The following is a 24,260-nucleotide window of genomic DNA, read 5'->3' as shown; positions in this document are numbered from 1 at the left end:
TGTCGGGGAAGCCGGTGTCATGCTGGGACCACCTGCGGGAGGAGCTCCGCCGTGCTTCGTGTCGCCGTCGTCGGATCGGGCCCCAGCGGGGTCTACGCGGCCCAGACGCTGGTCCAGCAGCGAGAGGTGCCCGGGGTGCGGGTCGACGTGCTCGACCGGCTGCCCGCTCCGTACGGGCTCGTCCGGTACGGGGTCGCGCCGGACCACGAGAAGATCAAGTCGCTGCAGGGCAGCCTGCGCACCGTGCTGGAGGACGAGCGGATCCGCTTCCTCGGGAACGTCGAGGTCGGCGGTGAGCTGCTGCCCACGCAGCGGCTGTTGGAGCTCTACCACGCGGTGGTGTACTGCGTGGGCGCGGCCCGGGACCGGCTGCTGGGGATCCCCGGCGAGGAGCTGGCCGGGGTGCATTCCGCGACGGCCTTCGTGTCCTGGTACAGCGGGCACCCCGATGCCGCCGCCGAGGTCTTCGACCTGGCCGGGGTGGACTCGGCGGTCGTGGTCGGCGCGGGCAACGTCGCGGTGGACGTGACGCGGATCCTGGCCCGGGGAGAGGCAGAGCTGGCGCCGACGGACATGCCGCAGCCCGCCCTCGGCGCGTTCGCGGACAGCGGCGTGCGCCGGGTGGCGATGGTGGCCCGGCGCGGCCCCTCGCAGGGCAAGTTCACCACCAAGGAGCTGCGGGAGCTGGGCACGCTGCCGGGAGTGGACGCCGTGGTGGACCCCGTCGAGGCGGCCCTGGACCCGGTGTACGGGGATCCGGAGGCGGCCGCGGCGCTGCCCGCGGTGGCGCGGCGCAACCTGGAGGTACTGCGCGGCTGGGCACAGGCCGGCCCGGGCGACGGGCCGCGCCGCATCGCCCTGCGGTTCTACCTGCGGCCGGTGGAGGTGCTGGGCGGGCCCGACGGCCGGGTGACCGGCGTGCGCTTCGAGCGGACCGCCCCGGACGGCACCGGCGGGGTGACCGGGACCGGCGTGTACGAGGACATCGAGGCGCAGCTGGTCCTGCGCTCGGTGGGGTACAAGGGCGTCCCGCTGGCCGGGCTGCCCTTCGACCCGGCGAAGGGCACGGTCCCGCACGCGGCGGGCCGGGTCGTGCGCGCGGGCCGGGCCTCGGTCGGCGAGTACGTGGCGGGCTGGATCAAGCGCGGCCCGACGGGGGTGATCGGCACGAACCGGCCTTGCGCCAAGGAGACGGCGTCCTCGCTGCTCCAGGACGCGGGAGCGCTGGCCCGGCGCGGGGTGCCCGACGAGGACCCGCTGGACGCGATGCGGGCGGCGGGCCTGCGACCGGTGGAATGGCCGGGCTGGCAGGCCATCGAAGCGGCCGAGTCCGAGCTCGGCCGGTCCCTGGGCCGCCGCTCGGTCAAGATCCCCGACTGGCACGGCCTGCTGGACGCCGCCGGACTCAGTTGAGGATCAGGGCCGATCGCGCTTCCTCGGCGGCAGCCGCCGTGAGGACGCTGTCGAGGAGGCCCGGGAAGAGGTCCTCCAGCTCCGCGCGGCGCAGGGCGTTGAGCTTGGTGGTGCCCCGGTAGGTCTGGCGCACGAGGCCGCTCTCCCGCAGGACGCGGAAGTGGTGGGTGGTCGTCGACTTGGTGACCGGCAGGTCGAAGTACGAGCAGGCCAGTTCCCTGGCCGAGCCCGCCAGGTCCCGGACGATGGAGAGCCGGAGCGGGTCGGAGAGCGCGTGCAGGACGCCCTCCAGCCGGATCGCGGCCGCCTCGGGGTGGTCGAGGGCGCGGGCCGTGTCACGTTCCGTCATGTCCCTGCTCCGCTCGCTCGGCTTGCCCCGGCCCCCATCGTACGAGAGTCGTCGTAGGAACAGGGCGGGGTACGGCTCCGGCATGGGGGCGCCGGAGCCGCACCGGCTTCACCAGGACCGGTGGTACTGGTCGGGCGTACGGAGCTCCGCGCCGAGCTCGACGGCCGCGCGGCGGGCCCAGTACGGGTCGCGCAGCAGTTCGCGGCCCAGCAGGACGGCGTCGGCCTCGCCGTTGGCCAGGATCTTCTCGGCCTGCGCCGGTTCGGTGATCAGGCCGACGGCGGCCACGGGGAGGGTGGTCTCCGCCTTGACCCGCGCGGCGAACGGCACCTGGTAGCCCGGGCCGACGGGGATCTGCACCCCGGGGGCCAGGCCTCCGGTGGAGACGTCGAGGAGGTCCACGCCGTGCTCCTGGAGCAGCCCGGCCAGCCGGACGGTCTCGTCGGCGGTCCAGCCTTCCTCCTCCAGCCAGTCGGTGGCGGAGATCCGGAAGAACAACGGGAGCTCCTCGGGCCACACCGCCCGTACGGCGTCGACGACTTCGAGGGCGAGGCGGGTGCGGTTCTCGAACGAGCCGCCGTACGCGTCGGTGCGCTTGTTGCTGAACGGGGAGAGGAACTCGCCGATGAGGTAGCCGTGGGCGCCGTGGATCTCGATGATCTCGTAGCCCGCGGCCAGCGCGCGTTCGGCGGCGGCCGCGAACTGGCCGACGATCTCCGCGATCTCATCGGCCGTCAGCTCGTGCGGCGCCGGGCGGTCCCCGTCGAACGGCACGGCGCTCGGGGCCACCGGCAGCCAGCCGTGGGCCTCGGGCCCGACCGGGCCGCCGCCCTTCCAGGTCCGGTCGGTGGAGGCCTTGCGTCCGGCGTGCGCGATCTGGATGCCGGGGACGGTGCCCTGGGCCTTGAGGAAGGAGGTGATCCGGCGCAGCGCCTCGACCTGGGTGTCGTTCCAGATGCCGAGGTCGTAGGGAGAGATCCGGCCTTCCGGGGAGACGGCGGTGGCCTCCTGGATGATCAGGCCGGTGCCGCCGACGGCGCGGGCGGCGTAGTGCGCGAAGTGCCAGTCGTGCGCAACGCCCGCGCCGGGGCCGAAGGCTTCGGCGCTGTACTGGCACATCGCCGCCATCCACACGCGGTTCGGGATGGTGACCGAGCGAAGGGTGTAGGGAGCGAACAGGGCGGCGAAAGCAGCGGGGGCAGCACTCATCAGGGCTCTCCAGGACGTCACCGGGCGCGCCGGGGTCGGCGGCTAAGTACGAGACTCACCGTACTACGAATTCCTTCGTACTACGAGACCTCTCGTACAAGCGCGTCGAGCTCCGCACGCAGCGCCTCGGCCAGGGCGGGCAGATCCGGGACTGCCGCCGCGTCTGCCACGAGGCCGTAATGGACCGTTCCCTTGTACGTGGAGACCGCGACGGCCAGGGCCTGCCCGCGGGCCAGCGGGGCGAGCGGGTAGACCTCGCCCACCCGGCTCCCCCCGAGCGAGAAGTTCAGGCCGGGCAGCGGGACGCTGGTGACCAGGATGTCGAAGAGCAGCCGGGCGGCCTGGGCGACGAGCGGTCCGCCGAGGCGGTGGCCGAGCGGGTGGACGTGGTCGGCGAGCAGGGCGACGGCGCCGGCGCCGCGGGCGGGGCCGGCGTCCTTGTTGCGGTCCATGGCCGCCCGGACTCGGTCCAGGCGCAGCAGCGGGTCGCGCTCGGCGAGCGGGAGCCTCAGCAGGTAGCCGGAGAGCCGGTTGCCGCCGCCGGTCCCGGGCCTGCCCCGGCGGGACACGGGGATCAGGGCGCGGGGGCCCGGTCCGCTGGGCGCGGGGTCGCCGCGGCCCTCCATCCAGCGCCGCAGGGCGCCGGCGACCACGGAGATGAGCACGTCGTTGACGGTGCCTCCGGCGGCCTTGCGGACCAGGTTGACCTCGTCCAGGTCCAGGGCGAGGCCCGCGACCGTACGGGATCCCGCGCCGGCGACGCCCGCGGTGAGGACCGCGGGGACCCCGACCGGCAGCCCGGCGCGGGCCACCGCGGCGCCGATCTCCAGGGCCTGGCCGACGTCCTGGGCCCGGGCCGCGAGGATTTCGGAGAGCCGTCGCAGGGACGGGGCGGCCTGTCGTCCGGGGGCCGGGCGGGCGGACGGACGCGGAGCGGGGCGCGGGGGCGGACGCAGGGAAGCACCCTCGTCGAACAGTGCCGCGGCCAGGGCGAGCGCGCCGAGCCCGTCGGCGAGGGCGTGGTGGAACTTGAACAGCACCGCGAAGGAGTCCGGGTCTGGCCCGGCGAGTACGTGCGCCTCCCAGGGCGGCAGGCTCCGGTCCAGCGGCCGGGCCATCAGCGGTCCCGCGGCCTCGTGCGGCGAGACCCGCGTGGCGACGAGGAACACGTGCCGCGCCGGATCGAAGCCCGGGTCGGGCGACCAGGCGGCGGCGCCGACCGGCAGCAGGACGTCCCGGATCCGGCGGCGCAGGCCGGGCACGCCGACGCAGCGGGCGGTGAGCAGTTCCGCGGCGTGCTCTGCGGCCCCGGGCCCGACGGCCCTGAAGACCGCCAGGGCACCGAGGTGCATGGGGTGGGCGGCGGATTCGATCCGCCAGAAGGCGAGGTCGAGCGGGGACAAGTGCTCCGTGGCCACGTACGTCCTCTCGCGTGCGGCAGCAGTGGCCTGAAGTCAATCTATTCGGAACATCTCCATGCAAGCAGCGATCGTTTCCTGCGGGTAAATGATCGGTATTAATCCGCCTCTCAGGCCCCCGCGCCGCCCGCCGGGCCGCTGTCGGTGGGCGGGTGCAGACTGACCGGAAAGAGACGACAGCTCGCAAGACACGGACCACCCGAAAGACATGGACGACGAAGTCCGGAGGTGCCGGCCATGGCCGACGTACTGCTGCTCGTGGGTACCCGCAAGGGGCTCTTCATCGGCCGCCGCCGGGGCGAGGGGGCCTGGGAGTTCGGCGGGCCCCATTTCAACGCCCAGGCGGTCTACGCGGTCGCCGTCGACCGGCGGGGAGCGGCGCCCCGGCTGCTGGTCGCCGGGGACAGCTCGCACTGGGGGCCGTCCGTCTTCAGCTCTGACGACCTCGGGGAGACCTGGAACGAGCCCGCCGAGGCCGCCGTGAAGTTCCCCAAGGACACCGGCGCCTCACTGGAGCGCGTCTGGCAGCTCCAGCCGGCCGGGCCCGAGGCTCCGGACGTGGTCTACGCGGGGACGGAGCCGGCCGCGCTGTTCCGCTCGACGGACCGCGGCGAGTCCTTCGAGCTGGTCCGCCCGCTGTGGGAGCACCCCAGCCGGGGCAGCTGGCAGCCGGGCGGCGGCGGCGAAGGGCTGCACACGGTGATCACCGATCCGCACGACGCGGACGCCGTGACGGTGGCCGTCTCCACCGCCGGGGTGTTCCGGACGAAGGACGGCGGGTCTAGCTGGGAGCCGTCCAACGACGGGGTGTCGGCGGTCTTCCTGCCCGATCCGCACCCCGAGTTCGGCCAGTGCGTGCACAAGATCGCCCAGGACGCCGGGAGCACCGACCGGCTGTACCTGCAGAACCACTGGGGCGTCTACCGAAGCGACGACGCCGGGTCCCGGTGGACCGACATCGGCGGCGGGCTGCCCTCCGACTTCGGCTTCGCGGTGGCCGCCCACCCGCACCGGCCGGACACCGCCTACGTCTTCCCGCTCAACGCCGACTCCGACCGGGTCCCGGCCGGGCACCGGTGCCGGGTCTTCCGCACGCGGGACGCGGGCGCCACCTGGGAGCCCCTGTCGCACGGCCTGCCCGCCGGCGACCACTACGGCACGGTGCTGCGCGACGCCTTGTGCACGGACGACGCGGACCCGGCGGGCGTCTACTTCGGCAACCGCAACGGCGAGCTCTACGCCAGCCACGACGACGGCGAGAGCTGGCGGCTGCTGGCGGAGCACCTGCCCGACGTGCTGTGTGTGCGGGCGGCGACGATCGGCCAGTAGAGTGATCCACCGTGGCAGCACGACCGTTGAACGAGATCGTCGAGCCGGGCTGGGCCCGGGCTCTGGAGCCGGTGGCGGGCCAGATCGCCGCGATGGGCGACTTCCTGCGCACCGAGATCGCGGCGGGGAGGACCTACGTCCCGGCCGGGGCGAACGTCCTGCGCGCCTTCCAGCAGCCCTTCGATGAGGTCAAGGTGCTGATCGTGGGCCAGGACCCGTACCCCACGCCGGGGCACGCGGTGGGCCTGTCCTTCTCGGTCGCGCCCGAGGTGCGGCCGGTGCCGCCGAGTCTCGACAACATCTTCCTGGAACTGCACCGGGACCTCGGTACCGGCCGTCCCGCGAACGGCGACCTCACCCCGTGGACCCGGCAGGGCGTGCTGCTGCTCAACCGATCGCTCACCACCGCGCCCCGCAGGTCCAACGCCCACCAGGGCAAGGGCTGGGAGGCCGTGACCGACCAGGCCATCCGGGCCCTCGCCGCGCGCGGCAAGCCGCTGGTGTCCATCCTCTGGGGCCGGGCGGCCCGCAATCTGCGGCCGCTGCTCGGCGAGCTGCCGGTGGTGGAGTCCTCCCACCCCTCCCCCAAGTCCGCCGATTACGGATTCTTCGGATCCAGGCCGTTCAGCAGGACGAACGAGCTGCTGGTGGGCCAAGGTTCACAGCCCGTGGACTGGCGCTTGCCGTCCGTCAGTTGATGGTATCTGCAATTCACCGGATAAATACGGACAGATGCCCCAGGAGAAGGCCCTGCCCGAACACCCGGTTCCGATAAGCCAGTAGCATGCGGCGCCATGAGCTCCCCCACTGGGCCCGCAAATGGCCTGCCCGTACGAATGCCGCGACCCCGCCAGACCGGACGGCACCGCCGGCCCGAGCCCGCGGCGGCGCCCGAGGGCGCGCCCGCGCTGGTGCTCGCCGTGCCCGGTGCCCCCTCGGCCGCCTCGCGGGGGCTGGCGGAAGAGATCATCAGCATCGGCCGTTCCGAGCTGCCGGGCCTCGACGCCCGGATCGGCTTCCTCGACGGTGACGACGCCACCGATTTCCCGTCCCTGTCCGGTGTGCTGACCGCCGTCGCGACCGAGCGCGTCGCGCGCGCGGAGTTCGCCCGCGCCGCCGGCCACGAGGTGCCCGCGCCGACCGGCCCGGACGCCGTGGTGGTCCCGCTCCTGCCCGGTCCCGACGGTGATCTGCTCCGCCGGATCCGCCAGGCGCTGATGGACTCCTCCGCCGCCGCCGAGCTGGCCGACGTACTCGGCCCGCACCCGCTGCTCGCCGAGGGCCTGCACGTGCGGCTGTCCGAGGCCGGTCTGGCCCGCGCCGACCGCGCCCGGCTCTTCACCGTGACCACCGCCGCCGACGGCATCGTCCTGGCCACCACCGGTGGCGAGGAGGCCGTGCAGGCCGCCGGGATCACCGGGATGCTGCTCGCGGCCCGGCTCGCCGTGCCCGTCATGGCCGCCGCGCTCGACGAGGAGGGCTCGGTGGCCGCGGTCGCCGACCAGCTGCGCCGAGAGGGCTCCACGCAGGTCGCGCTCGCCCCGTACCTGATCGGCCCGGAGGCCGCCGACGGGCTGCTGGACAGCGCCTGCAAGGACGCCGACTGCAGCGCCGCCGAGGTGCTCGGCGCCTACCCGGCGCTCGGCAAGCTCGCCGTCGCGCAGTACGCCGCGGCTCTCGGGATCACCCAGGGCGCGGCCACGCACTGACCGCCCGCCACGACGTCAAGGGCCCCGCCGTTCGGCGGGGCCCTTGGCGTCTGGGGACCTCAGACGGACCGGCCGAAGACCACGCAGGTGGCGGCGGGCACGGCCACCGAGCCGGCCTCGCGCGGCTGCCCGGTCACGGGGTCGACGTCGAACCAGGTGACGTCTCCCGAGTGCTCGTTGGCCGCGTACAGGCGGCGCCCCGAAGGGTCGGCGGCGAGATCGCGCGGCCAGCTGCCACCACAGCCCACGACGCCGGTGAGCTGCGGCTCCTCGGCGCCTGCGGCGAGGGAGAGGGTGGCGATGGCGTCGGTGCCGCGGATCGCGGCCCAGACGAATCGCCCGTCGGCCGAGGCGACGACCGCCGAGGGATAGGCCCGTACGGCCCCTGAGGGACCCTCGGAGGCGATCGGAACCTCTCCGACCGGTTCCAGTCGCCCGGAGGCCGCGTTCCACCGGCAGACGGTCAGCTGCGGCTCCAGCTCGTGCAGCACGTAGGCCACCTCGCCGTGCGGGTGGAAGGCGAGGTGGCGGGGTCCGGTCCCGGCCCGCAGGGCGGTCTCGGTGTGCAGCCGCGGTTCCCCGGTGGCCGGGTCGAGCGCGCAGACCCGTACGGAGTCGGTGCCGAGGTCGACGCTGAGCACCCAGCGGCCGCTCGGGTCGGGCAGCACCTGGTGGGCGTGCGGCCGCTCCTGGCGGTCGGCGTCGATGCCGCAGCCGTGGTGCGCGAGGACGGCGGCGGGTCCCTCCGGGCGGCCGTCGGCGGCGAGCGGGAGGCTGCTGACGCTGCCGGAGGTGTAGTTGGCGGTGAGCAGCCGGCGCCCGGCCAGGCTGAGGTGGGTGGGCCCGGAGCCGCCCACGCCGACGGGCGCGCCGAGGGGTGCCAGGCCGGCGGCGGTGGGCGTGAAGGCTGCCACCGCTCCCTGTCCGGTCTCGCTCACCGCGTAGAGCACGCCGGTGTCCACGGCGAGCGTGAGGTACGAGGGGTCCGCCACGGCGGCGCCCGTGACCGCGATCGGCGTCAGGGCTCCCGTGGCCGGATCCACGGCCGCGGTGGTGACGCCGCGACCACCGCCGGAGGTGAACGAGCCGATGTAGGCCCGGTGTCCGCCGTTCTGGTCCGTGCTGTCCGCGCCGCCCACGGGAGGCCCCTCTCCGCTCTCGGATCCGTCCGGAGGCGACGGTAACAGAAGGGTCTAGACCAAGTCCCGCCCCTGGGCCCGCTCCTGAGCGCCGGGATGGTGGACGTACGCGGTACTGCTGCGGCGGTCCTCGTAGGTGCGGTGGAAGACCGGGGTCGCGGCGCCGGAGATCGGCGGCACTATCCAGGACCAGTCCGCCCCCACGTCGCGGCCCTTGCGTTCCTCCCGCGCAAGGTGGGACAGGAAGCGCCGGGACTCGGAGTGGTGGTCGGCGATGGTGACCCCGGCGCGGTCGAAGGAGTGCAGGACCGCCCGGTTGAGCTCGACGAGCGCGCGGTCCTTCCACAGCGAGCGGTCGCTGGAGGTGTCCAGGCCCAGGCGGCGGGCGACGGCGGGCAGGAGGTTGTACCGGTCGGTGTCGGCGAGGTTGCGGGCGCCTATCTCGGTGCCCATGTACCAGCCGTTGAACGGGGCGGCCGGGTAGTGGATGCCGCCGATCTCCAGGCACATGTTGGAGATGGCGGGTACGGCGTGCCAGCGCAGTCCCCAGTCCGCGCCCCAGCCCTCGTCCTCGGGGTGGGCGATCGGGACCTCCAGGACGGCGTCCGAGGGGGTTTCGAACCAGCGGGGCTTGTCGTCGACGCCCTGGACCACCAGCGGCAGCAGGTCGAAGGGGGTGCCCGCGCCGCCGTTCCAGCCGAGCCGGAGCAGGGCCTCGGTGAGCGGGGCGTTGCGCGCGTCGCCGACGGTGACGGAGTGGTGGTCCCCGTACCCGGCGTACCGGACGAGCTGCTCGCTCCAGATCAGCGGTCCCGGCCGGTCCGGGGCGTCCGGGGCGAAGACCGTGATCGTGGGCCGGATCCGGCCGCCGTTGGTCGCCTCGCGCAGGTGCCCGAAGCATTCGGCGGCGATCTCGTCGCCCTCCGTGAGCTCCCGGCGGTCACGGACCCGCAGGGAGTTCCAGTAGAGCCTGCCTATGCAGCGGTTGCTGTTGCGCCAGGCCACGCGGGCCCCGTGGACCAGCTCTTCGAGGGTGTGCCGGTAGGTGCCGGTCTCCGCGAGCTCGGCCCGCACGGCGGCGAGCCGGGCACGCGGATCACCGGCGCCCCGGTCCTCCCGGTGGAAGAGTCGGATGAACTCCTCGGCCGCTTCCCACACCTGGGCGGTGGTGGAGCGCTGTTGAAGTATTTCCATTCCGGGCGGTTACCCCCTGTCCGACCAGATCCACCCTGTACATGCCGGATGAATGTGCAATAAACCATCACCCGTTGTACATGCCGCAGGTCAGGGGCGCGCGCCAGGCACGTATGGAACACCCGTCCGAGTGGTCTTCGGGGATCGGACTGCGGGCGGGCCGCAGGACGGCGTACGATCCGCCGCCATCCGGGAGTTGACCACCGTGCGGCTCGTCAGCGGCAGGGCCGGCTCATGAACAGCGCCTGCTCGCCCGCGGCGGGCGTGCCGCCGTAGAGGGTGGTGTCGAGGCCGCAGAGGGTGAATCCCATGCGCCGATAGGCGTGCACGGCCGGGGCGTTGACCGAGCTGACCTCCAACCACAGGTGTTCGGCGCCGCGTTCGCGCGCGAATCCGTCCGCGCACTCCATCAGGGCGCGGCCGATGCCCCGGCCGCGGTGGCCGGGCGCGACCTCGATGTCCTCGATCGTCAGCCGCCGGTTCCACGCGGCGTAGCCGACGGCGGCGAAGCCGCACACCCGGCCGCCGTCGAGGGCGACGTAGGTCCGGGCGTCCCCGGTGGTGTCCGGCCCGCCGCCGAGCCCCTGTTCGTCGTGCTCCTCGGGCGGGAACTCCTTGTACAGCGGCGGGTCGGCGGGGATCTCACGGAGCAGGAATCCGAAACCGGTGCCGGAGGCGGCCACCTCGAAGACGGTGTCGGTGGTGAAGGAGCCGTCCAGGGCCTCGATGGCTCCCGCATCATCGGGGCGGGCGAGGCGGTAGACGATGCCGTCGGTGGAGCCGCGTGCGGTGGTCATGGAATCCACGGTACGCAAAAAATCCCCCGGCGGAATTGACTACCGAGGGATGATGGAACGTATATTCATGGGTTCATGCCTTCGCTGAAACCGAAGACACGAAGAAGTTTACGAGGACACAGTATCGCGGCAGGAGTGCAATTGTCAACCGAGGAATTCCGGAAAGAACAGCAATTCGTCGACGGTCTCTACGCGCGCCTCGACCATCTGCGTGACCAGGCCGAACGTGCCGTCGAGAAGGCATTGCGCGATGTCGGGACCGGGCTTCAGGCACGCCTGGACCGTGATGTCCTGGTCGCGGAGCAGTCCGGTGTGCTATCCGCACTGAATGCCGGCGAGAACGGTCTGTGTTTCGGCCGTCTGGAGTTCTCCGACGGCCGCGACCACCACATCGGCCGCATCGGAATCCGCGCGGACGACGCCGACCGCACACCGCTGGTCCTGGACTGGCGCGCCGACGTGGCCCGCCCGTTCTACCTCGCCACCGGTCACACCCCCATGGGGCTGCGGCGCCGCCGCCACATCAGCAGCCGGGACCGGGTGGTCACCGCCCTGCACGACGAGATCCTCGACCTGACCGACGCGGAGCGCACCGGGTACGAGGGCGCCGACGCGGACGCCGTACTGCTCGCCGCGCTCGACGCGGCCCGGACCGGCCGGATGCACGACATCGTGCGCACCATCCAGGCCGAACAGGACCGGGTCATCCGCTCCACGCACCGCGGGGTGCTGGTCGTCGAGGGCGGTCCCGGCACCGGTAAGACGGCGGTGGCGCTGCACCGGGCCGCGTACCTGCTGTACGCGCACCGGGAGCTGCTCGCCAAGCGCGGGGTCCTGATCGTCGGCCCCGGCCCGGCCTTCCTGGGCTACATCGGCGGGGTGCTGCCCGCGCTCGGCGAGACGGGCGTCCTGCTCGCCACCCCCGGCGAGCTCTTCCCCGGCGTCCACGCGACGGGCACCGACCGCCCCGGGGCGGCCGCGGTGAAGGGCCGGGCCGCGATGGCGGAGGTGCTGGCCAGGGTCGTCGCCGACCGGCAGTGCCTGCCGCAGACGGTGCCGGCGGACACCGGCGAGGAGTTCGACACGGTCCCCGAGCCCGCGCTGGAGATCGACCACGACGACTACGGGACGCTGCTGCTGGACCGCACGATGGCGTACGAGGCGCGGGACCGGGCCCGGGCCACCGGACTGCCGCACAACCAGGCGCGTCCCTCCTTCGCCTTCCCGATCATCGACGCGCTCACGGCGCAGCTCGCCGACCGGCTCGGGGCGGACCCGTACGGCGGCCCGAACCTGCTGGGCTCGGACGACGTGGCGCAGCTGGGCAAGGAGATCGCGATGAGCCCGGCCGTACACGCCGCGATCGACTCGCTGTGGCCCTCCCTCACCCCGGAACAGCTCGTCGGCGACTTCCTGGCGGAGCCCACGCACCTGCCCGCGCACGAGGCGGAGCTGATCCGGCGCGAGCCGTCGGCCCGGCCGCGGTGGACCCCGGCCGACGTACCGCTGCTGGACGAGGCGGCCGAACTGCTCGGGGAGGACGACAGCGCCCGGCGCGCGGCCGAGGAGCGCGAGCGGCAGCGGCGCATCGCGTACGCGCAGGGCGTGCTGGACCTGTCGCAGGGTTCCGAGACGTACGAGTTCGAGGACGAGGAGAGCGAGTTCCTCGCGGCGCACGACATCATCGACGCCGAGCGGATGGCCGAACGCCACGAGGAGGCCGACCACCGCAGCACGGCCGAGCGGGCCGCGGCGGACCGCACCTGGGCCTTCGGGCACGTCATCGTGGACGAGGCGCAGGAGCTGTCGGAGATGGCGTGGCGGCTGCTGATGCGGCGCTGCCCGACCCGCTCCATGACGCTGGTCGGCGATCCGGCCCAGACCGCCGACGAGGCGGGCTGCGGTTCGTGGGAGCGCATCCTGGGCCCGTACGTGGGCGAGCGCTGGGAGCTGGTCCGGCTGGCGGTCAACTACCGCACGCCCGCCGAGATCATGGAGGTGGCGGCGTCGGTGCTGCGGGCCCGCCATCCCGGCTTCGAGCCGCCGAGCTCGGTGCGGACCACCGGGGTCCGGCCGTGGGCGCGGGCGGCCGGGAACCTGGCGGAGGCGGTCGGGGACGCGGTCCGGCGGGAGCTGCCGGAGGAGGGGCGGCTCGCGGTGATCGCGCCGCGGGCGCTGCACTCCTCGCTCGCCGCCGGGCTGCCGGGGGTACGCGCCGGGGCCGAGCCGGACCTGACCCAGGACGTGGTTCTCCTCGATCCGCGCCAGGCCAAGGGGCTGGAGTTCGACACGGTGATCGTGGTGGAGCCTGCCGACCTCGAACCGAGCGACCTGTACGTGGCACTGACCCGGGCCACCCAGGCCCTCGGTGTGGTGCACACCGAGGGCCGGCTGCCGGCGGGGCTGGGCCCGGAGGGGCTGATCAGGAGCTGATCAGGCGCTGATGACCAGCGGCGCCCGCGGGTCGGTGCGCAGCGGGGTGGCGAGCGCGACGAGGGCGTGTTCGAGGCCGTGCAGGTGGGCCAGGGCCGGCTCGGCGGGGGCGGGCCGGGCCGGCGTCACCGGCGCGGGCTCGGGGGCGCCCTGGGGCGCCGTCAGCGCCTCGACGGCCGCCTCGACGCGCCAGCAGGCGGCGGCCAGCCGGGCGTCGTGCGAGGCCTGCGGGTCGGCGGCGACGGCGACCAGGCCGCGCACCTCCCGGGCGCAGTCGTCGAGCAGTGCCAGCACCTGCCTGGCGCGGGCCTTGCGGGCGCGCAGCGGGCTCAACGGGTGGACGAGGGGCGCGAGCGCCATCCGTACGCGGCCCAGAAGGAGCTCCAGCTCGGCGGCGTGCGGGGCCGGGTCGGCCGCGGGGTCCCCGGCGAGGCGGTCCAGGGAGGCCGCGGTGGAGGCGCGTACGCAGTGCAGGGCGCGCTGGATCCAGGCGTCGTTCGCGGCGTGGGTGGTCACCGGGAGGATGATCACGACGGCGAGGGCGGCGCCGAGCGCGCCGATCGCGGTCTCCTGGAAGCGCAGGAGCAGCAGCCCGGGGTGCAGGACGCCGAGGAGCCCGTAGAGCAGCCCGGCCATGACGGTGACGAAGAACATCATCCAGGAGTACGACGGGGCCGCGGTGTAGAAGATCCCGAAGACGCACACGGCGACGAGCGCGGCGGTCGGCGCGGGCGCGCCGTGCAGCGGTACGGCGATCAGCAGCCCGGCCGCGATGCCGGTGACGGTGCCGACGACCCGGCGGAAGCCGCGGACGAGGGTCTCGCCCCGTGAGGCGGTGTTGACGAAGATCCACCAGGCGGTGCCGACGGCCCAGTACCAGCGGTCCTCGGAGAGCGCCTGGCCGATGCCGAGGGCGAAGGCGCAGGCGGCGGTGGCCTGGAAGGCCTGGCGGGTGGTGGGCCGTGCGAGCCCGGAGCCCGGCAGCCCGGGCGGCGCCGCGGCGGGCGGGGTGCGCCGCTCGATGGGCCACAGCGCGAAGCGCACGGCTCCGGCGGCGAGGAGCGCCAGCCCGACGGCCGCGTACAGCTCGGGCAGCTGCCCGGGCCGGGCGTGCAGGAACTGGGTGACGAAGAACATCATGAAGCCGAAGATCCCGAGGGCGTGTCCGCGCGGGCCGAAGCGCCGGGCGTAGACCCCGGCGAACACGACGGCGAGGAAGGCGGCGTCACGGGCGAGGGGCACCCCGTGGAGGGTGGTGGCCAGCGCGAGGACGGGGAATCCGGCGACGGGCAGCAGGGCGGTGGTGGCGCGCTGGGCGCGGACATCGGCGTCGAGCACGGTGAAGAGGGCGAGCAGGGCCGCCAGTCCCCCGGTGATGGAAGCGGTCAGTGAGAGACCGCACAGCTCGGCGAAGGCCACGGCGGCGCCGACGCCGATCACGGCGCGAGCCGAGTTCCTGAGCCTCATACGCCCCGGATCCGGAGCCACGAACATCCTCTTCACGGCGGTGTGCCGCCCCCTCGCGATGGTGCGCGCCGGCCCGGCGGCCGCCCGGGGGTGGTGGGCGGCGTACGGGCACGGCGAAGGCGCCACGGTCCGGAGCGGCGTCGTTGCCGTCCGGCGCTGCGCGGCGCCCGAAAGTACATGGATACGACACAGATAAGCATCTGCGGGCCCGGTGGCTCAACCGGGTCTCGGCTCACTGGGCCATTGGCACAGCGCGGACCTGTGTTCTTCGGCCAGGAGGGGGCCAACGGCCCGGCGCGGTGCCCACGACGGCGTTCCGCTTCCCGGACGGCGGGGTCGGGACATAGAGCCGGCGGTGCCGTGCCCCCGGCCCGGTCGGGGCCCCTCGGCCGGCGTCGGAAACCAGCCGAATCGGGCGGGGCGCCGCGTCGGTGCGCGCGGCCCCGCCCTCGGGCGCCGGGCAGGGGCCCACCAGGCCCTGACTGCACGGACGACGGTCGCGGACCACCGGGGCGGCCGTTCGGGCGCACGGTCCGTTTCAGGTCAGGTCTCCCCGCCGCCAACAACCGTTGCCCGTCCGCATCATGACCTGTTGTCAAGGGGCCGTTCGTAGAGCAGATAAGATCCCGGGCTGTTGTCCAATGATCTTTCGCTTTCGATCGTTTGAGGGTTCTGATGGTTCGAGAGGGATCGTCGCCCGGCAGTCCAGGGCCCACCTCACCCGTCGTATGGGCGCTGCCCGCCCTGCTGACCGCCGCGCTGTCGGCGGTGGCCGTCGCACTGGTGTCAGCACCTGCCCGCACCCCCGTGGCCTGGATCGGCGCCGCGGCCTTCGTCGCCGTCGCGCTCTCCTGTGGTGAGGCCGCCCGGCGCGGCAAGGCCGTGACGGCGCTGCGGGCCAGGGTGGCCGCGCAGGACGAGGCTCTGTGGCGGCAGCAGGCCGAGACCGTACGGCTGGCCGAGACGCTGCTGCCCGATGTCGTGGCGCGCCTGCGCAAGGGTGAGTTCCCCGAGGACGTGCTCACGTCCCTGGAGGACCCCGGTATCTACCAGCCCGGGCTGACGCCCGAGTTCAGGGCCGCCCACCACGCGGTGCTGCGCTCGGTGCTCGATGCAGTGGTAGCCGAGGAGGACCTGCGCGACTCCGCGCAACGGGCCTTCGTGAACATCGCCCGCCGCGTCCAGGCGATCGTGCACCAACAGGCGCAGGAACTCCGGGAGATGGAGGACCGGCACGGCCAGACCCCGGCCGTCTTCGGCGATCTGCTGCGGCTGGACCACGGCACCGCGCTCATCGGCCGGCTCGCCGACTCCATCGCCGTGCTCGGCGGTGCGCGGCCCGGCCGCCAGTGGAGCAAGGCCGTCCCGCTGTACAGCGTGCTGCGCGGCGCCATGTCGCGGATCATCGACTACCAGCGGGTGGAGCTCCACTCCGTGTCCCAGGTCGCCGTCGTCGGCCCCGCGGTCGAGCCGCTCATCCACGCACTGGCCGAGCTGCTCGACAACGCGACCCGCTACTCCCCGCCGCAGACCAAGGTCCATCTGACCGCCGTCGACGTGAACTCGGGCATCGCCATCGAGATCGAGGACGGCGGCCTGAGCATGAGCGAGGAGGCCCGCAAGCGGGCCGAGCGCATGCTGCGCCAGGCGCAGGAGGGCATCGACCTCACCGACCTGGGCGAGACGCCCCGGCTGGGCCTCGCCGTGGTCGGCCGGCTCTCGCAGGCGTACGACTTCCGGGTGTCGCTGCGCTCCTCGGCGTACGGCGGCGTACGCGCCGTCCTGGTCATCCCGCAGGAACTGATCACCACCGTCTCGACCGCGACCGGCGTCGCCCATGGCATCGGTACCTCCTCGGGTCCCCGTGCCGCCCTGGAGACCTCCGCCGCACCGCCGCAGCCGTCTCAGCCCGCGCAGCCGCCGCGCCCGGCCACGGGCCCGCGGCACCCGGTGAACATGGACGAGGTGCCCATCGTGACCGAGCGGGCACCGAACGGACTGCCGCAGCGGCGCCGCAAGAGCCGGGCGACGGCGCCGGCCGAGCCCGCGGCGGCCGAGCGGACCACTGCGGCCGCCCCGGACCAGACCGAAGCGCAGCCCGGCATGTGGCTGGCCGCCTTCCAGAGCGGCCTGTCCGGGGACAGCCAGGCCGGCGCAAGCCAGAACACAGACGTCTCGCCGGCCTCGGCGAGCAAGGGGGAACAGCCATGAGTCAGCAGCAGACCAATATGGACTGGATGCTCAAGGACCTGGCCGAGAGCGTTCCGCAGACCCGGCACGTCATCGTGCTCTCCGCCGACGGCCTGCGGATGGCCCAGTACGGCGCGGAGACCGACACGGCCGACCGGCTCGCCGCCGCATGTGCCGGACTCCAGAGCCTCGCCGGCGCGGTCGCCTCCGAACTCCCGAACAGCAACGGCCGCATGCGTCTGGTCGTGATCGAGATGGACGGCGGGTTCTTCTACCTGATGGCGGCCGGCGCCGGCGCCTATCTCGCGGTGCTGGCGAACGAGGGCGTCGACGCCGGGCTGATGGGCCAGCGCATGCGTGACCTCGTGGCGCGGATCGGAGAGCACCTCAGCAGCCCGCCGCGCAGCGACAGGCAGACCGCGTGAGTGACCCGGGCAACGGCTGGGAAGACGGCAGTCCCGAGCGGCTGTACGTCATCACGGGCGGTCGCAGTGGACCGTTAGTTCCCACCCGCCTCGACCTGGTCACGCTCATCGTCGCCAGGTCGGGGCCCAGGCCCGGCATGCAGCCGGAACACGCGGCCATCATCCGGCTGTGTCAGGCGCCCCTCTCGGTGGCCGAGATCTCCGCGTATCTCGGCCTGCCGGTGAGCGTGGTCACCGTACTGGTCGACGATCTGATCACCGCGGGTCAGGTGCTCTCCCGCGCACCCGTCGCCCGCGCCCAACTCCCCGACCTGGCATTGATTGAGGCAGTCATCGATGGACTTCGAAAGCTCTGAGCGGCCCGCCGGGCCGCGGCGCGAGGACGTACTGCCGGCCACGGCCGCCGCCGCGGTCAAGGTGGTGATCGTGGGCGGCTTCGGGGTCGGCAAGACGACCCTGGTCGGCTCGGTGAGCGAGATCCGGCCCCTGACGACCGAGGAGACGATGACCCAGGCGGGGGTCGGCGTCGACGACACGGCGGGCGTGGAGCGCAAGAGCTCCACCACCGTGGCCATGGACTTCGGCCGGATCAGCATCAACGAGGAACTGGTGCTGTACCTCTTCGGCACCCCCGGCCAGCAGCGTTTCTGGTTCCTCTGGAACGGCCTGTTCGAGGGCGCGCTGGGCGCGGTGGTCCTGGTCGACACCCGCCGCCTGGAGGTCAGCTTCGACGTGATCGGCCGGCTGGAGGAGCGCGGGGTGCCGTTCGTGGTCGCCGTGAATTCCTTCCCCGACGCGCCCGAGCACCCTGTCGAGGACCTGCGCAGCGCCCTCGACCTGCCCGCTTCGGTACCGCTGGTGCTCTGCGACGCCCGGCGGCGCGAGTCCAGCCGTGACGTCCTGATGACGCTGATGCGCTATCTGCACTCCCTCGCCGTGACCCCGGAGGCATCGTGAGCACCACCCCGTACCCCGCAGCTTCCACTCCGCCGCCGGGCTGCCCCGCACACCGGCTCTACGGCCCCGAGGCCGAGGCCGATCCGATGGGGCTGTACGAGAAGCTGCGTGCCGAGCACGGCGCGGTGGCCCCCGTCCTCGTACAGGGCGACCTGCCGGCCTGGCTGGTGCTGGGTCACCGCGAGAACCTGGACGTGGCGCGTACGCCGTCCCGGTTCTCCCGGGACCCCCGGCGCTGGCGGGACATGCAGGAGGGCAACGTTCCTGCGAACCATCCGCTGACCCCGATGACCGCGTGGCAGCCGGTGTGCCACTTCGTCGACGGCGCCGAGCACGAGCGGTTGCGCGGGGCGCTCACCGAGTCGCTGGAGCGCTTCGACCGGCGCGGCGTGCGCCGGTACGTCAAGCGCTTCGCCGACCAGCTGATCGACGGTATCGCCGAGTCCGGGCGGGGCGATCTCGTCGCCGACTTCGCCGAACCGCTGCCGATGCTCGTCATGACCCAGTTGGTCGGGGCGCCGGACTCGTACGGACCGCGGCTCGTCGAGGCCGCCCGAGACATGATCCGGGGCACCGAGACGGCCGTCGCCAGCAACGAGTACGTCACGGCCACCCTGCGGGAACTCGTCGCGGGCAAGCGGGTGGTGCCCGGCCGGGACTTCACCACCTGGATGCTGGAGCACCCGACGGCGCTGACCGACGAAGAGATCGTGGAGCACCTGCGGCTGGTGATGATCGCGGCGTTCGAGTCGACCGCCAACCTCGTGGCGAACACGCTGCGCCTGGTCCTCACCGACCAGCGCTTCCGCGCGAACCTCTCCGGCGGTCACATGACCCTGCCCGACGCGCTCGAACAGGTCCTCTGGGACGAGCCCCCGTTCACGACGATCCTGGGCCGCTGGGCCACCGGCGACACCGAGCTCGCCGGGGTGCACATCAGCGCCGGGGACATGCTGCTGCTGGGCCTCGCGCCCGGGAACGTCGATCCTCAGATACGTCCGGACCTGTCGGTGCCCGTCCACGGCAACCGCTCCCACCTGGCCTTCAGCAGCGGCCCCCACGAGTGCCCCGGCCAGGACATCGGCCGGGCGATCGCGGACACCGGTATCGACACCCTGCTGACGCGGCTGCCCGATCTGGAACTGGCCGTACCCGAGGACGGCCTGCGCTGGACCTCGTCGCTCATGTCCCGCCATCTGGTCGCGCTTCCGGTGAGGTTCACACCGCGCGGTACCTCGGTCACGGCGGCCACGCGCGCGCCCGTCCCGCCGGCCGCCGCGCCGGCGGCCGCGCCCCGGTCCGAGGAGCGGCCGGCGGTGCGGCCCTCGTGGTGGGCCCGGCTGCTGGGCCGCCGCTGACGACTGGTCAGGCGTCGAGCTGCTGCCACCACCAGGCGAGAGCCGGGACCGGCGGCGGCTCGACGCTCGCGTCGCTGGGCGTGTCGCTCCGGACGATGTCGAACCGGGCGCCGTCCACGGGCAGTGCGTTGCGGTTGCGCGGGCTCGCGTAACGCGGCGCCCTGCTGTGGTATTCGAGGTCGCCCGCGATCCAGTGTTCCAACGAGCGCAGATAGCGGCCCAGTTGTTCGCCGGCTTCCCTGCCGAGCTGCTCGCGGAGCCGGACGAACAGGGTCACCGTCCGGTCCCGCAGGGCGTAGGCGGCGGGAAGCGCCTCGGCCGGAGTGCAGTCGTGCAGCCGGGCCAGGACGTTGATCAGGTTCTGCTCCCAGGGGACCATGTGGTCGTCCTTGTTGTACGAGAACAGGTCGTTGTCGCAGCTGACGATGAACCCGGCGGCGTCGGTCAGGGCCTGGACGGGGGCCGAGTACAGCTCGTCGCCCGGTACGTCGATCCCGTTCGCCACGTCGCACCACGTGAGGGTGAACCGGGTGCCGTTGCTGGAGATCCGCTTCGCCACGAAGTCGTTGAGGCTCGGCATGATCTCGCGCTCGGCGTTGGCGGTCTGCCAGGTGGCGCCGAACACCCAGTCCCGGATGCCCTCGGTGAAGCGGCGCAGCTGAATGGGGGTGAGCATGTCCCGGGTCCGGGCCGCGAGGTCCTCCAGCGCGGCGGTGTGCGGCCCCGGCGGCAGCAGGCCGGAGCCGGGTGCCTCGACGGTTCGGATCAGCCGGGCGCCGTGGTCCGCGACGGCCGCCGTGCCCGCCGAGCCGGTGTTGGAGTCCTGCCAGTCGTCGGTGGCGAAGGCCCAGTAGTTCCACTGGGCGAACAGCACCATCGGTTCGACGTCGCCGTGGGGGATGATCCGGCTGGTGAAGTCGGCGCTGTGGGTGGCCAGCCCCCACGCGCGCTCGGTGGCGTCCGGGTAGAGCCCGAACCTGTCGATCCAGGCGATGGCCCGCTTCTCGATCTCGTCCACTGCGGGGTGGATAAGGCCCTGCTCGAACGGGCAGTAGAACGGCGGCAGTTCCCATCCGATGCGGGAGGGGTGCGTGGCCTCCTCGTAGACGGTCGCCATGATCAGTTCCCCCCGCCGAGCCGGAAGAGCAGCAGCCGGGTCTCCAGCGCGTGGTCGCGCCAGATCCGGAACAGCTTGCCGTGCGTGATCGTCGACTCCTGGAGCCGCTCCCGGCACCAGGCGGTCGGCGAGGCGACGGCGCCCGGCTGCTCGATCCGGTCCAGTTCGGCGGTGTTCCAGGCCATGGACTGCACCCAGAACTCCGCGACGCGGTCGGTGACGTCCTCGTCCTGTTCCAGCTCGAACCCCGCGGCCTCGGCGGCGGTGATGTACTCGGTGAGGGTGCCCAGGCGCGTCTTGTAATAGCCGTCGATGAAATCGGTCCACTCGGGACGGCAGATGAAGTGCTCCTGTATCCCGAACCAGCCGCCCGGCTTCAGCGCCTTGGCGACGACCTGGAAGAGCCGCTCGCGGTCCATGTAGCCGGAGCTCTCGTTGGCGTAGGCCGCATCGAATCTTCGGTCGGCGGTGAAGTCGTGGACGTCGGCGAGGAGCGGGGTGACCCGGTCGCCCACCCCGGCCTGACGCGCGAACTGCTCGATGACCGGGACGTGTTCCGCGGCGACGGTGAGGCCGGTGACGGACGCGCCGTGCTCCTGTGCCCAGTAGAGCGAGCCGCCGCCGACCCCGCAGCCGATGTCGAGCAGGCGCGCGGGCGGGGTGGCGTACGCGCCCCACGTCCGGGCGGCGTGCTCGACTATCGCCTCCTGCGACTCGACTATGCGGCGCTTGAGCACCCGCTGGGACACCGTGGTGTTGGGTGTCGATCCTGGAGCGAAGAGGCCCATGTGGAAGTGGACACGCGGTCCCGGCCCGTACTTGTGGAGGATGTCCGCCGTCTTGCGGCTGTAGTAGAGGGGCACTTGCCTCTCGTCGAAAGCCCGGCCACCAGTGTGGGGCTGGATGACGAGGTTGCTGTCCATCGGTTCTCCGGTCATGCGGTCACGTGGGGGTGTTTCTCGGCCGCCCCACTCTGCCCAAGAGTGATCAATAAAACGCCTCAATCACTTAGGTCTTGAGCATAGTCACACCTGAAATAGCCACATTCCCGGCACAGTTGGTCTATAGTGTCCGCCTCACACTGTCGCACCGCCCTCCGTCGGTACGCACAACACCGGTACCGGGGACAGGTGGAGGAGTTTGTGGGGGGTGGAGCCCAGCAGGGCGCCGCGAATCGGGCTGTCGCCCCAGGTGCCGACGATGATGACGCGGGCGCCGTGGCGACGGGCCGCGTCGAGCAGCGCCTGCGCGGGCTTGTCGTCGACCAGCTCCACCGTCGACGGCACGCCCGCTCCGTCGGCCGCCTCGACCGCGTGCGCGAGGGCGCTGCGGCCCGCCTGGCGGACGGCTTCCCGGTGGGCGCGGGACTCCTCGCCGGTACTGCCCGGAGCGGCCGCTCCGTAGACGAGGACGAGCGGCTCGCCGAAGGCCGTGGCCACCTCCAGCGCCACCTGCAGCGCGCGCGCCGCGCCGGGCGACTCGTCGTATCCGAGGACCACGGACATCGGGACTCCTCAGCGCTTCCCGGCGTGGACGAGGGCCGGGTCGACCACCCCTCGCCGTTCCTGCCAGAACCTGCCGTCCCGTACCCGCCAGAAGCACATGACGAGCACGCCGACGACGGCGATGCCGATCCCGATGACCAGCGGCGGACCGAGCCCGAACCAGGAGACGCCGCTGGCCGAGTTCTCCGGGTCGGACATGTCACCGATCGACTCCACCAGCAGCCAGATCAGCAGGAAGGCGCCGACCACCGGGCCCGCCCCGATGAGCAGGAAGTTGTGCGGGCTCTCCATCAGGTGGCGGCGGTAGTAGACGGCGCAGGCCAGACCGGTGAGCGCGTAGTAGAAGGCGATGAGCAGGGACAGCGCGGTGAGCGAGTCCAGGAGCGCGTTCTCGCTGATCTGGTTGACGACGAGGTACCAGCCGATGGCGATGCCCGCCACCCACCACGTGCTCACGTCCGGCGTCCGGAACCGCTGGTGGATGTGCGCGAGCGGCGGTGGCAGCGCGTGCCGGCGGGCCATGGACAGGGCCGTGCGGGAGGCGGGGATGATCGTGGTCTGCGTGGACGCGAGCGCGGAGGTGCAGACGGCGAGGAGCACCACCCAGTCCCAGCCGCCCATGACCTCGTGGGCGAGCACGGCGAAGATGGCCTCCTCCTCGGCCGCGTTCTCGGCGAGGAAGGCCGTGCCGGCGTATCCGACGACCGCGAAACCCACGGACAGGTAGGTCACCAGGAGGATCACGGTCGACCAGATACCGGCCTTGCCGGGCGCCGTGGCGGAGTTCTCGACCTCCTCGGTCAGGTTGACCGCGGACTCCCAGCCCCAGTACATGAACACGCCGAGCAGCAGTCCGCCGGTGAGGGCGGCGCCACCGGCGCCGAAGGGGTTGAGCCAGCTGATGGACGGCTCGATCTCCTCGAGGGTGCTGGTGCCGGCGTAGATGCGGTAGATGGCGACCACCGCGAAGGTCAGCAGGAAGAAGACCTGGGCGAGGATGAGGATGTCCTGGAGGTGGGCCGACAGCTCGGTGCCGATGACGCAGATCGCTGTCATGGCCAGGATGACCGCGACGGTGAGGCCCTGCCGGATCCAGGCGTTGGCGGCCCAGTCGTCGAGGCCGAAGGCGAGCAGCCCGAAGTTGACGGCGACGTCCGCCAGCGAGCCGATGACGAGCACGCCCGTCATGGCGATCGCCCAGCCCCCGAGCCAGCCGGCCCAGGGTCCCATGGCCCGGGCGACCCAGGAGAAGGTCGTCCCGCAGTCCTGGTCGACCTTGTTGAGGTAGTAGAAGGCGGCGGCGATCAGCAGCATGGGCACGAAGGAGGCCAGCATCACGCCCGGCGCGTAGATCCCGACGAGCGCCACGATCGGCCCGAGCACGGCGGCGAGGGAATAGGCGGGCGAGGTGGAGTTCAGGCCGATGACGAGCGCGTCGAGGAAACCGATCGCGTTGGCCTTGAGCCCCGCATCGGTCGTGAGCCCCGCGCTGTCCGCAGGCCCGCTCCGCGGTCCGCCGCCACCGCCCGTACCACCCGTGTCGCCGGTGCTGTCCACACCGCCCGCACCGTCGTCGGCCATGTACGCATCCTCGCCCGCGCCCGGCCGCCGCGCGAGGCGGGATGCCCCCTATGGGCGGATGTTCCAGCCCGCGATCACCGGAAGCCCGTGTTCCGTGGAGAGGACGCTGACCGTGCCGGTGCGCAGCAGGAACAGCCTGCCGTCCGCGGGGTCCAGGCCCAGATAGCGGGCGGTGAGCACGCGCAGGAAGTGGCCGTGGGCGACGAGTACCGCGTTGCCGCCGTCGGCGCGGAGCACCGGGGCGACGCGGGCCAGGGCGCGGTCCGCGCGGGCGCCCACCTGCGCGGCGCTCTCCCCGGGGTGCGTCGCGTCGCCGGGCGGGACGCCATCGGTCCACAGGGACCAGCCGGGCGTGCTCCGCTGGATCTCCGCGGTGGTGACGCCCTCGTAGCCGCCGTAGTCCCACTCGTAGAGATCGGGGTCGGTGACCGCGCCGGTGAGCCCCGCGAGTTCGGCCGTGGCGACGGCCCGGCGCAGCGGGCTGGTGAGCACCAGCGCTGGGTGCCGGTCCAGGAAGAAGGGAGCGAGGGAGACGGCCTGCTCGACCCCGCTCGCGTTCAGCGGGACGTCGGTCCGCCCGGTGTGCCGCCCGCCGGCGCTCCACGCCGTCTCTCCGTGTCTCACCAGCAGCAGGTCGCTCATCCTCCGGACCCTAAGCCCTCCGGCATGT

Annotated in this window: 22 protein-coding genes; 10 read left to right on the top strand and 12 right to left on the bottom strand. The window is 72.9% G+C overall.

What is annotated here, in order from left to right; genetic code table 11:
* The first annotated feature begins 51 nt into the window (after positions 1 to 51).
* A complete protein-coding gene (locus tag ACFYOB_RS08225; RefSeq protein ID WP_388556199.1) occupies positions 52 to 1,413 on the top strand; it encodes an FAD-dependent oxidoreductase in 1,362 nt (453 codons plus the stop codon).
* Here ACFYOB_RS08225 and ACFYOB_RS08220 read toward each other — a convergent pair.
* From ACFYOB_RS08220 to ACFYOB_RS08210, 3 genes are all read right to left on the bottom strand, one after another.
* Positions 1,406 to 1,762: an ArsR/SmtB family transcription factor gene (locus ACFYOB_RS08220; protein ID WP_388556197.1), complete on the bottom strand. Its 357-nt coding sequence runs from the start codon at positions 1,760 to 1,762 to the stop codon at positions 1,406 to 1,408. The two genes, ACFYOB_RS08225 and ACFYOB_RS08220, sit on opposite strands and share 8 nt — an antisense overlap.
* A gap of 108 nt (positions 1,763 to 1,870) precedes the next feature.
* Positions 1,871 to 2,971 (bottom strand): NADH:flavin oxidoreductase/NADH oxidase, encoded by a 1,101-nt coding sequence (locus ACFYOB_RS08215; RefSeq protein WP_388556194.1) that lies wholly within the window; start codon positions 2,969 to 2,971, stop codon positions 1,871 to 1,873.
* Between the two features lie 80 nt (positions 2,972 to 3,051).
* Positions 3,052 to 4,389: a wax ester/triacylglycerol synthase family O-acyltransferase gene (locus ACFYOB_RS08210; protein WP_388556191.1), complete on the bottom strand. Its 1,338-nt coding sequence runs from the start codon at positions 4,387 to 4,389 to the stop codon at positions 3,052 to 3,054.
* A gap of 237 nt (positions 4,390 to 4,626) precedes the next feature.
* On the opposite strand from ACFYOB_RS08210, the gene ACFYOB_RS08205 reads away from it, so the two are divergent.
* The 3 genes from ACFYOB_RS08205 (at position 4,627) to ACFYOB_RS08195 (ending at position 7,427) form a co-directional block, all read left to right on the top strand.
* Entirely contained in the window at positions 4,627 to 5,718 is a 1,092-nt protein-coding gene (locus tag ACFYOB_RS08205; RefSeq protein ID WP_388556188.1) for a WD40/YVTN/BNR-like repeat-containing protein, read from the top strand.
* Positions 5,719 to 5,729: 11 nt separating this feature from the next.
* Entirely contained in the window at positions 5,730 to 6,416 is a 687-nt protein-coding gene (locus ACFYOB_RS08200; protein WP_388556185.1) for a uracil-DNA glycosylase, read from the top strand.
* Between the two features lie 96 nt (positions 6,417 to 6,512).
* Positions 6,513 to 7,427, top strand: a complete 915-nt coding sequence (locus ACFYOB_RS08195) for a sirohydrochlorin chelatase (RefSeq protein ID WP_388556182.1) — start codon at positions 6,513 to 6,515, stop codon at positions 7,425 to 7,427.
* 59 nt (positions 7,428 to 7,486) lie between these two features.
* Here ACFYOB_RS08195 and ACFYOB_RS08190 read toward each other — a convergent pair whose 3' ends face one another.
* From ACFYOB_RS08190 to ACFYOB_RS08180, 3 genes are all read right to left on the bottom strand, one after another.
* Positions 7,487 to 8,566, bottom strand: a complete 1,080-nt coding sequence (locus tag ACFYOB_RS08190) for a lactonase family protein (RefSeq protein ID WP_388556180.1) — start codon at positions 8,564 to 8,566, stop codon at positions 7,487 to 7,489.
* Positions 8,567 to 8,620: 54 nt separating this feature from the next.
* Entirely contained in the window at positions 8,621 to 9,760 is a 1,140-nt protein-coding gene (locus ACFYOB_RS08185; protein ID WP_388556178.1) for a nitric oxide synthase oxygenase, read from the bottom strand.
* A 215-nt stretch (positions 9,761 to 9,975) separates the two neighbouring features.
* Positions 9,976 to 10,557: a GNAT family N-acetyltransferase gene (locus ACFYOB_RS08180; RefSeq protein WP_388556175.1), complete on the bottom strand. Its 582-nt coding sequence runs from the start codon at positions 10,555 to 10,557 to the stop codon at positions 9,976 to 9,978.
* A 75-nt stretch (positions 10,558 to 10,632) separates the two neighbouring features.
* Between ACFYOB_RS08180 and ACFYOB_RS08175 the strand changes: the two genes are divergently transcribed.
* On the top strand, positions 10,633 to 12,990 hold the full coding sequence (locus tag ACFYOB_RS08175) for a HelD family protein (RefSeq protein ID WP_388556173.1): 2,358 nt from the start codon (positions 10,633 to 10,635) through the stop codon (positions 12,988 to 12,990).
* Here the strand turns inward: ACFYOB_RS08175 and ACFYOB_RS08170 are convergent, their stop codons facing one another.
* Entirely contained in the window at positions 12,991 to 14,484 is a 1,494-nt protein-coding gene (locus ACFYOB_RS08170) for an FUSC family protein (protein WP_388556780.1), read from the bottom strand.
* 648 nt (positions 14,485 to 15,132) lie between these two features.
* Here ACFYOB_RS08170 and ACFYOB_RS08165 point away from each other — a divergent pair.
* Genes ACFYOB_RS08165 through ACFYOB_RS08145 form a run of 5 tightly spaced genes read left to right on the top strand, consistent with a single transcriptional unit; the run spans position 15,133 to position 19,387 of the window.
* Positions 15,133 to 16,668 (top strand): sensor histidine kinase, encoded by a 1,536-nt coding sequence (locus tag ACFYOB_RS08165; RefSeq protein WP_388556171.1) that lies wholly within the window; start codon positions 15,133 to 15,135, stop codon positions 16,666 to 16,668.
* Positions 16,665 to 17,072 (top strand): roadblock/LC7 domain-containing protein, encoded by a 408-nt coding sequence (locus tag ACFYOB_RS08160; protein ID WP_328924375.1) that lies wholly within the window; start codon positions 16,665 to 16,667, stop codon positions 17,070 to 17,072. The genes ACFYOB_RS08165 and ACFYOB_RS08160 overlap by 4 nt, the downstream gene beginning before the upstream one ends.
* Positions 17,069 to 17,428 carry a DUF742 domain-containing protein gene (locus ACFYOB_RS08155; RefSeq protein WP_328924376.1) on the top strand — a complete coding sequence of 120 codons (360 nt, stop codon included), beginning with the start codon at positions 17,069 to 17,071 and terminating at the stop codon, positions 17,426 to 17,428. Before ACFYOB_RS08160 ends, ACFYOB_RS08155 begins: the two co-directional genes overlap by 4 nt.
* Positions 17,409 to 18,029, top strand: a complete 621-nt coding sequence (locus ACFYOB_RS08150) for an ATP/GTP-binding protein (RefSeq protein ID WP_328924377.1) — start codon at positions 17,409 to 17,411, stop codon at positions 18,027 to 18,029. Before ACFYOB_RS08155 ends, ACFYOB_RS08150 begins: the two co-directional genes overlap by 20 nt.
* Positions 18,026 to 19,387: a cytochrome P450 gene (locus tag ACFYOB_RS08145; protein ID WP_388556166.1), complete on the top strand. Its 1,362-nt coding sequence runs from the start codon at positions 18,026 to 18,028 to the stop codon at positions 19,385 to 19,387. Before ACFYOB_RS08150 ends, ACFYOB_RS08145 begins: the two co-directional genes overlap by 4 nt.
* A 7-nt stretch (positions 19,388 to 19,394) precedes the next feature.
* Here the strand turns inward: ACFYOB_RS08145 and ACFYOB_RS08140 are convergent, their stop codons facing one another.
* The 5 genes from ACFYOB_RS08140 to ACFYOB_RS08120 form a co-directional block, all read right to left on the bottom strand.
* Positions 19,395 to 20,504 (bottom strand): hypothetical protein, encoded by a 1,110-nt coding sequence (locus ACFYOB_RS08140; RefSeq protein WP_388556163.1) that lies wholly within the window; start codon positions 20,502 to 20,504, stop codon positions 19,395 to 19,397.
* A gap of 2 nt (positions 20,505 to 20,506) precedes the next feature.
* A complete protein-coding gene (locus tag ACFYOB_RS08135) occupies positions 20,507 to 21,427 on the bottom strand; it encodes a methyltransferase domain-containing protein (protein ID WP_388556160.1) in 921 nt (306 codons plus the stop codon).
* 153 nt (positions 21,428 to 21,580) lie between these two features.
* Positions 21,581 to 22,009 carry a universal stress protein gene (locus tag ACFYOB_RS08130; RefSeq protein ID WP_388556157.1) on the bottom strand — a complete coding sequence of 143 codons (429 nt, stop codon included), beginning with the start codon at positions 22,007 to 22,009 and terminating at the stop codon, positions 21,581 to 21,583.
* A 9-nt stretch (positions 22,010 to 22,018) separates the two neighbouring features.
* Positions 22,019 to 23,590: an APC family permease gene (locus ACFYOB_RS08125; RefSeq protein WP_388556155.1), complete on the bottom strand. Its 1,572-nt coding sequence runs from the start codon at positions 23,588 to 23,590 to the stop codon at positions 22,019 to 22,021.
* A gap of 48 nt (positions 23,591 to 23,638) precedes the next feature.
* Positions 23,639 to 24,232, bottom strand: coding sequence for a histidine phosphatase family protein (locus ACFYOB_RS08120; RefSeq protein ID WP_388556152.1), 594 nt, complete (start codon positions 24,230 to 24,232; stop codon positions 23,639 to 23,641).
* Positions 24,233 to 24,260 lie beyond the last annotated feature (28 nt).

Source organism: Streptomyces sp. NPDC006463 (assembly GCF_042870715.1).
Taxonomy (GTDB): domain Bacteria; phylum Actinomycetota; class Actinomycetes; order Streptomycetales; family Streptomycetaceae; genus Streptomyces.
The sequence above is the reverse complement of the archived record's forward strand: the minus strand, read 5'-3'. Positions and strand labels throughout refer to the sequence as shown.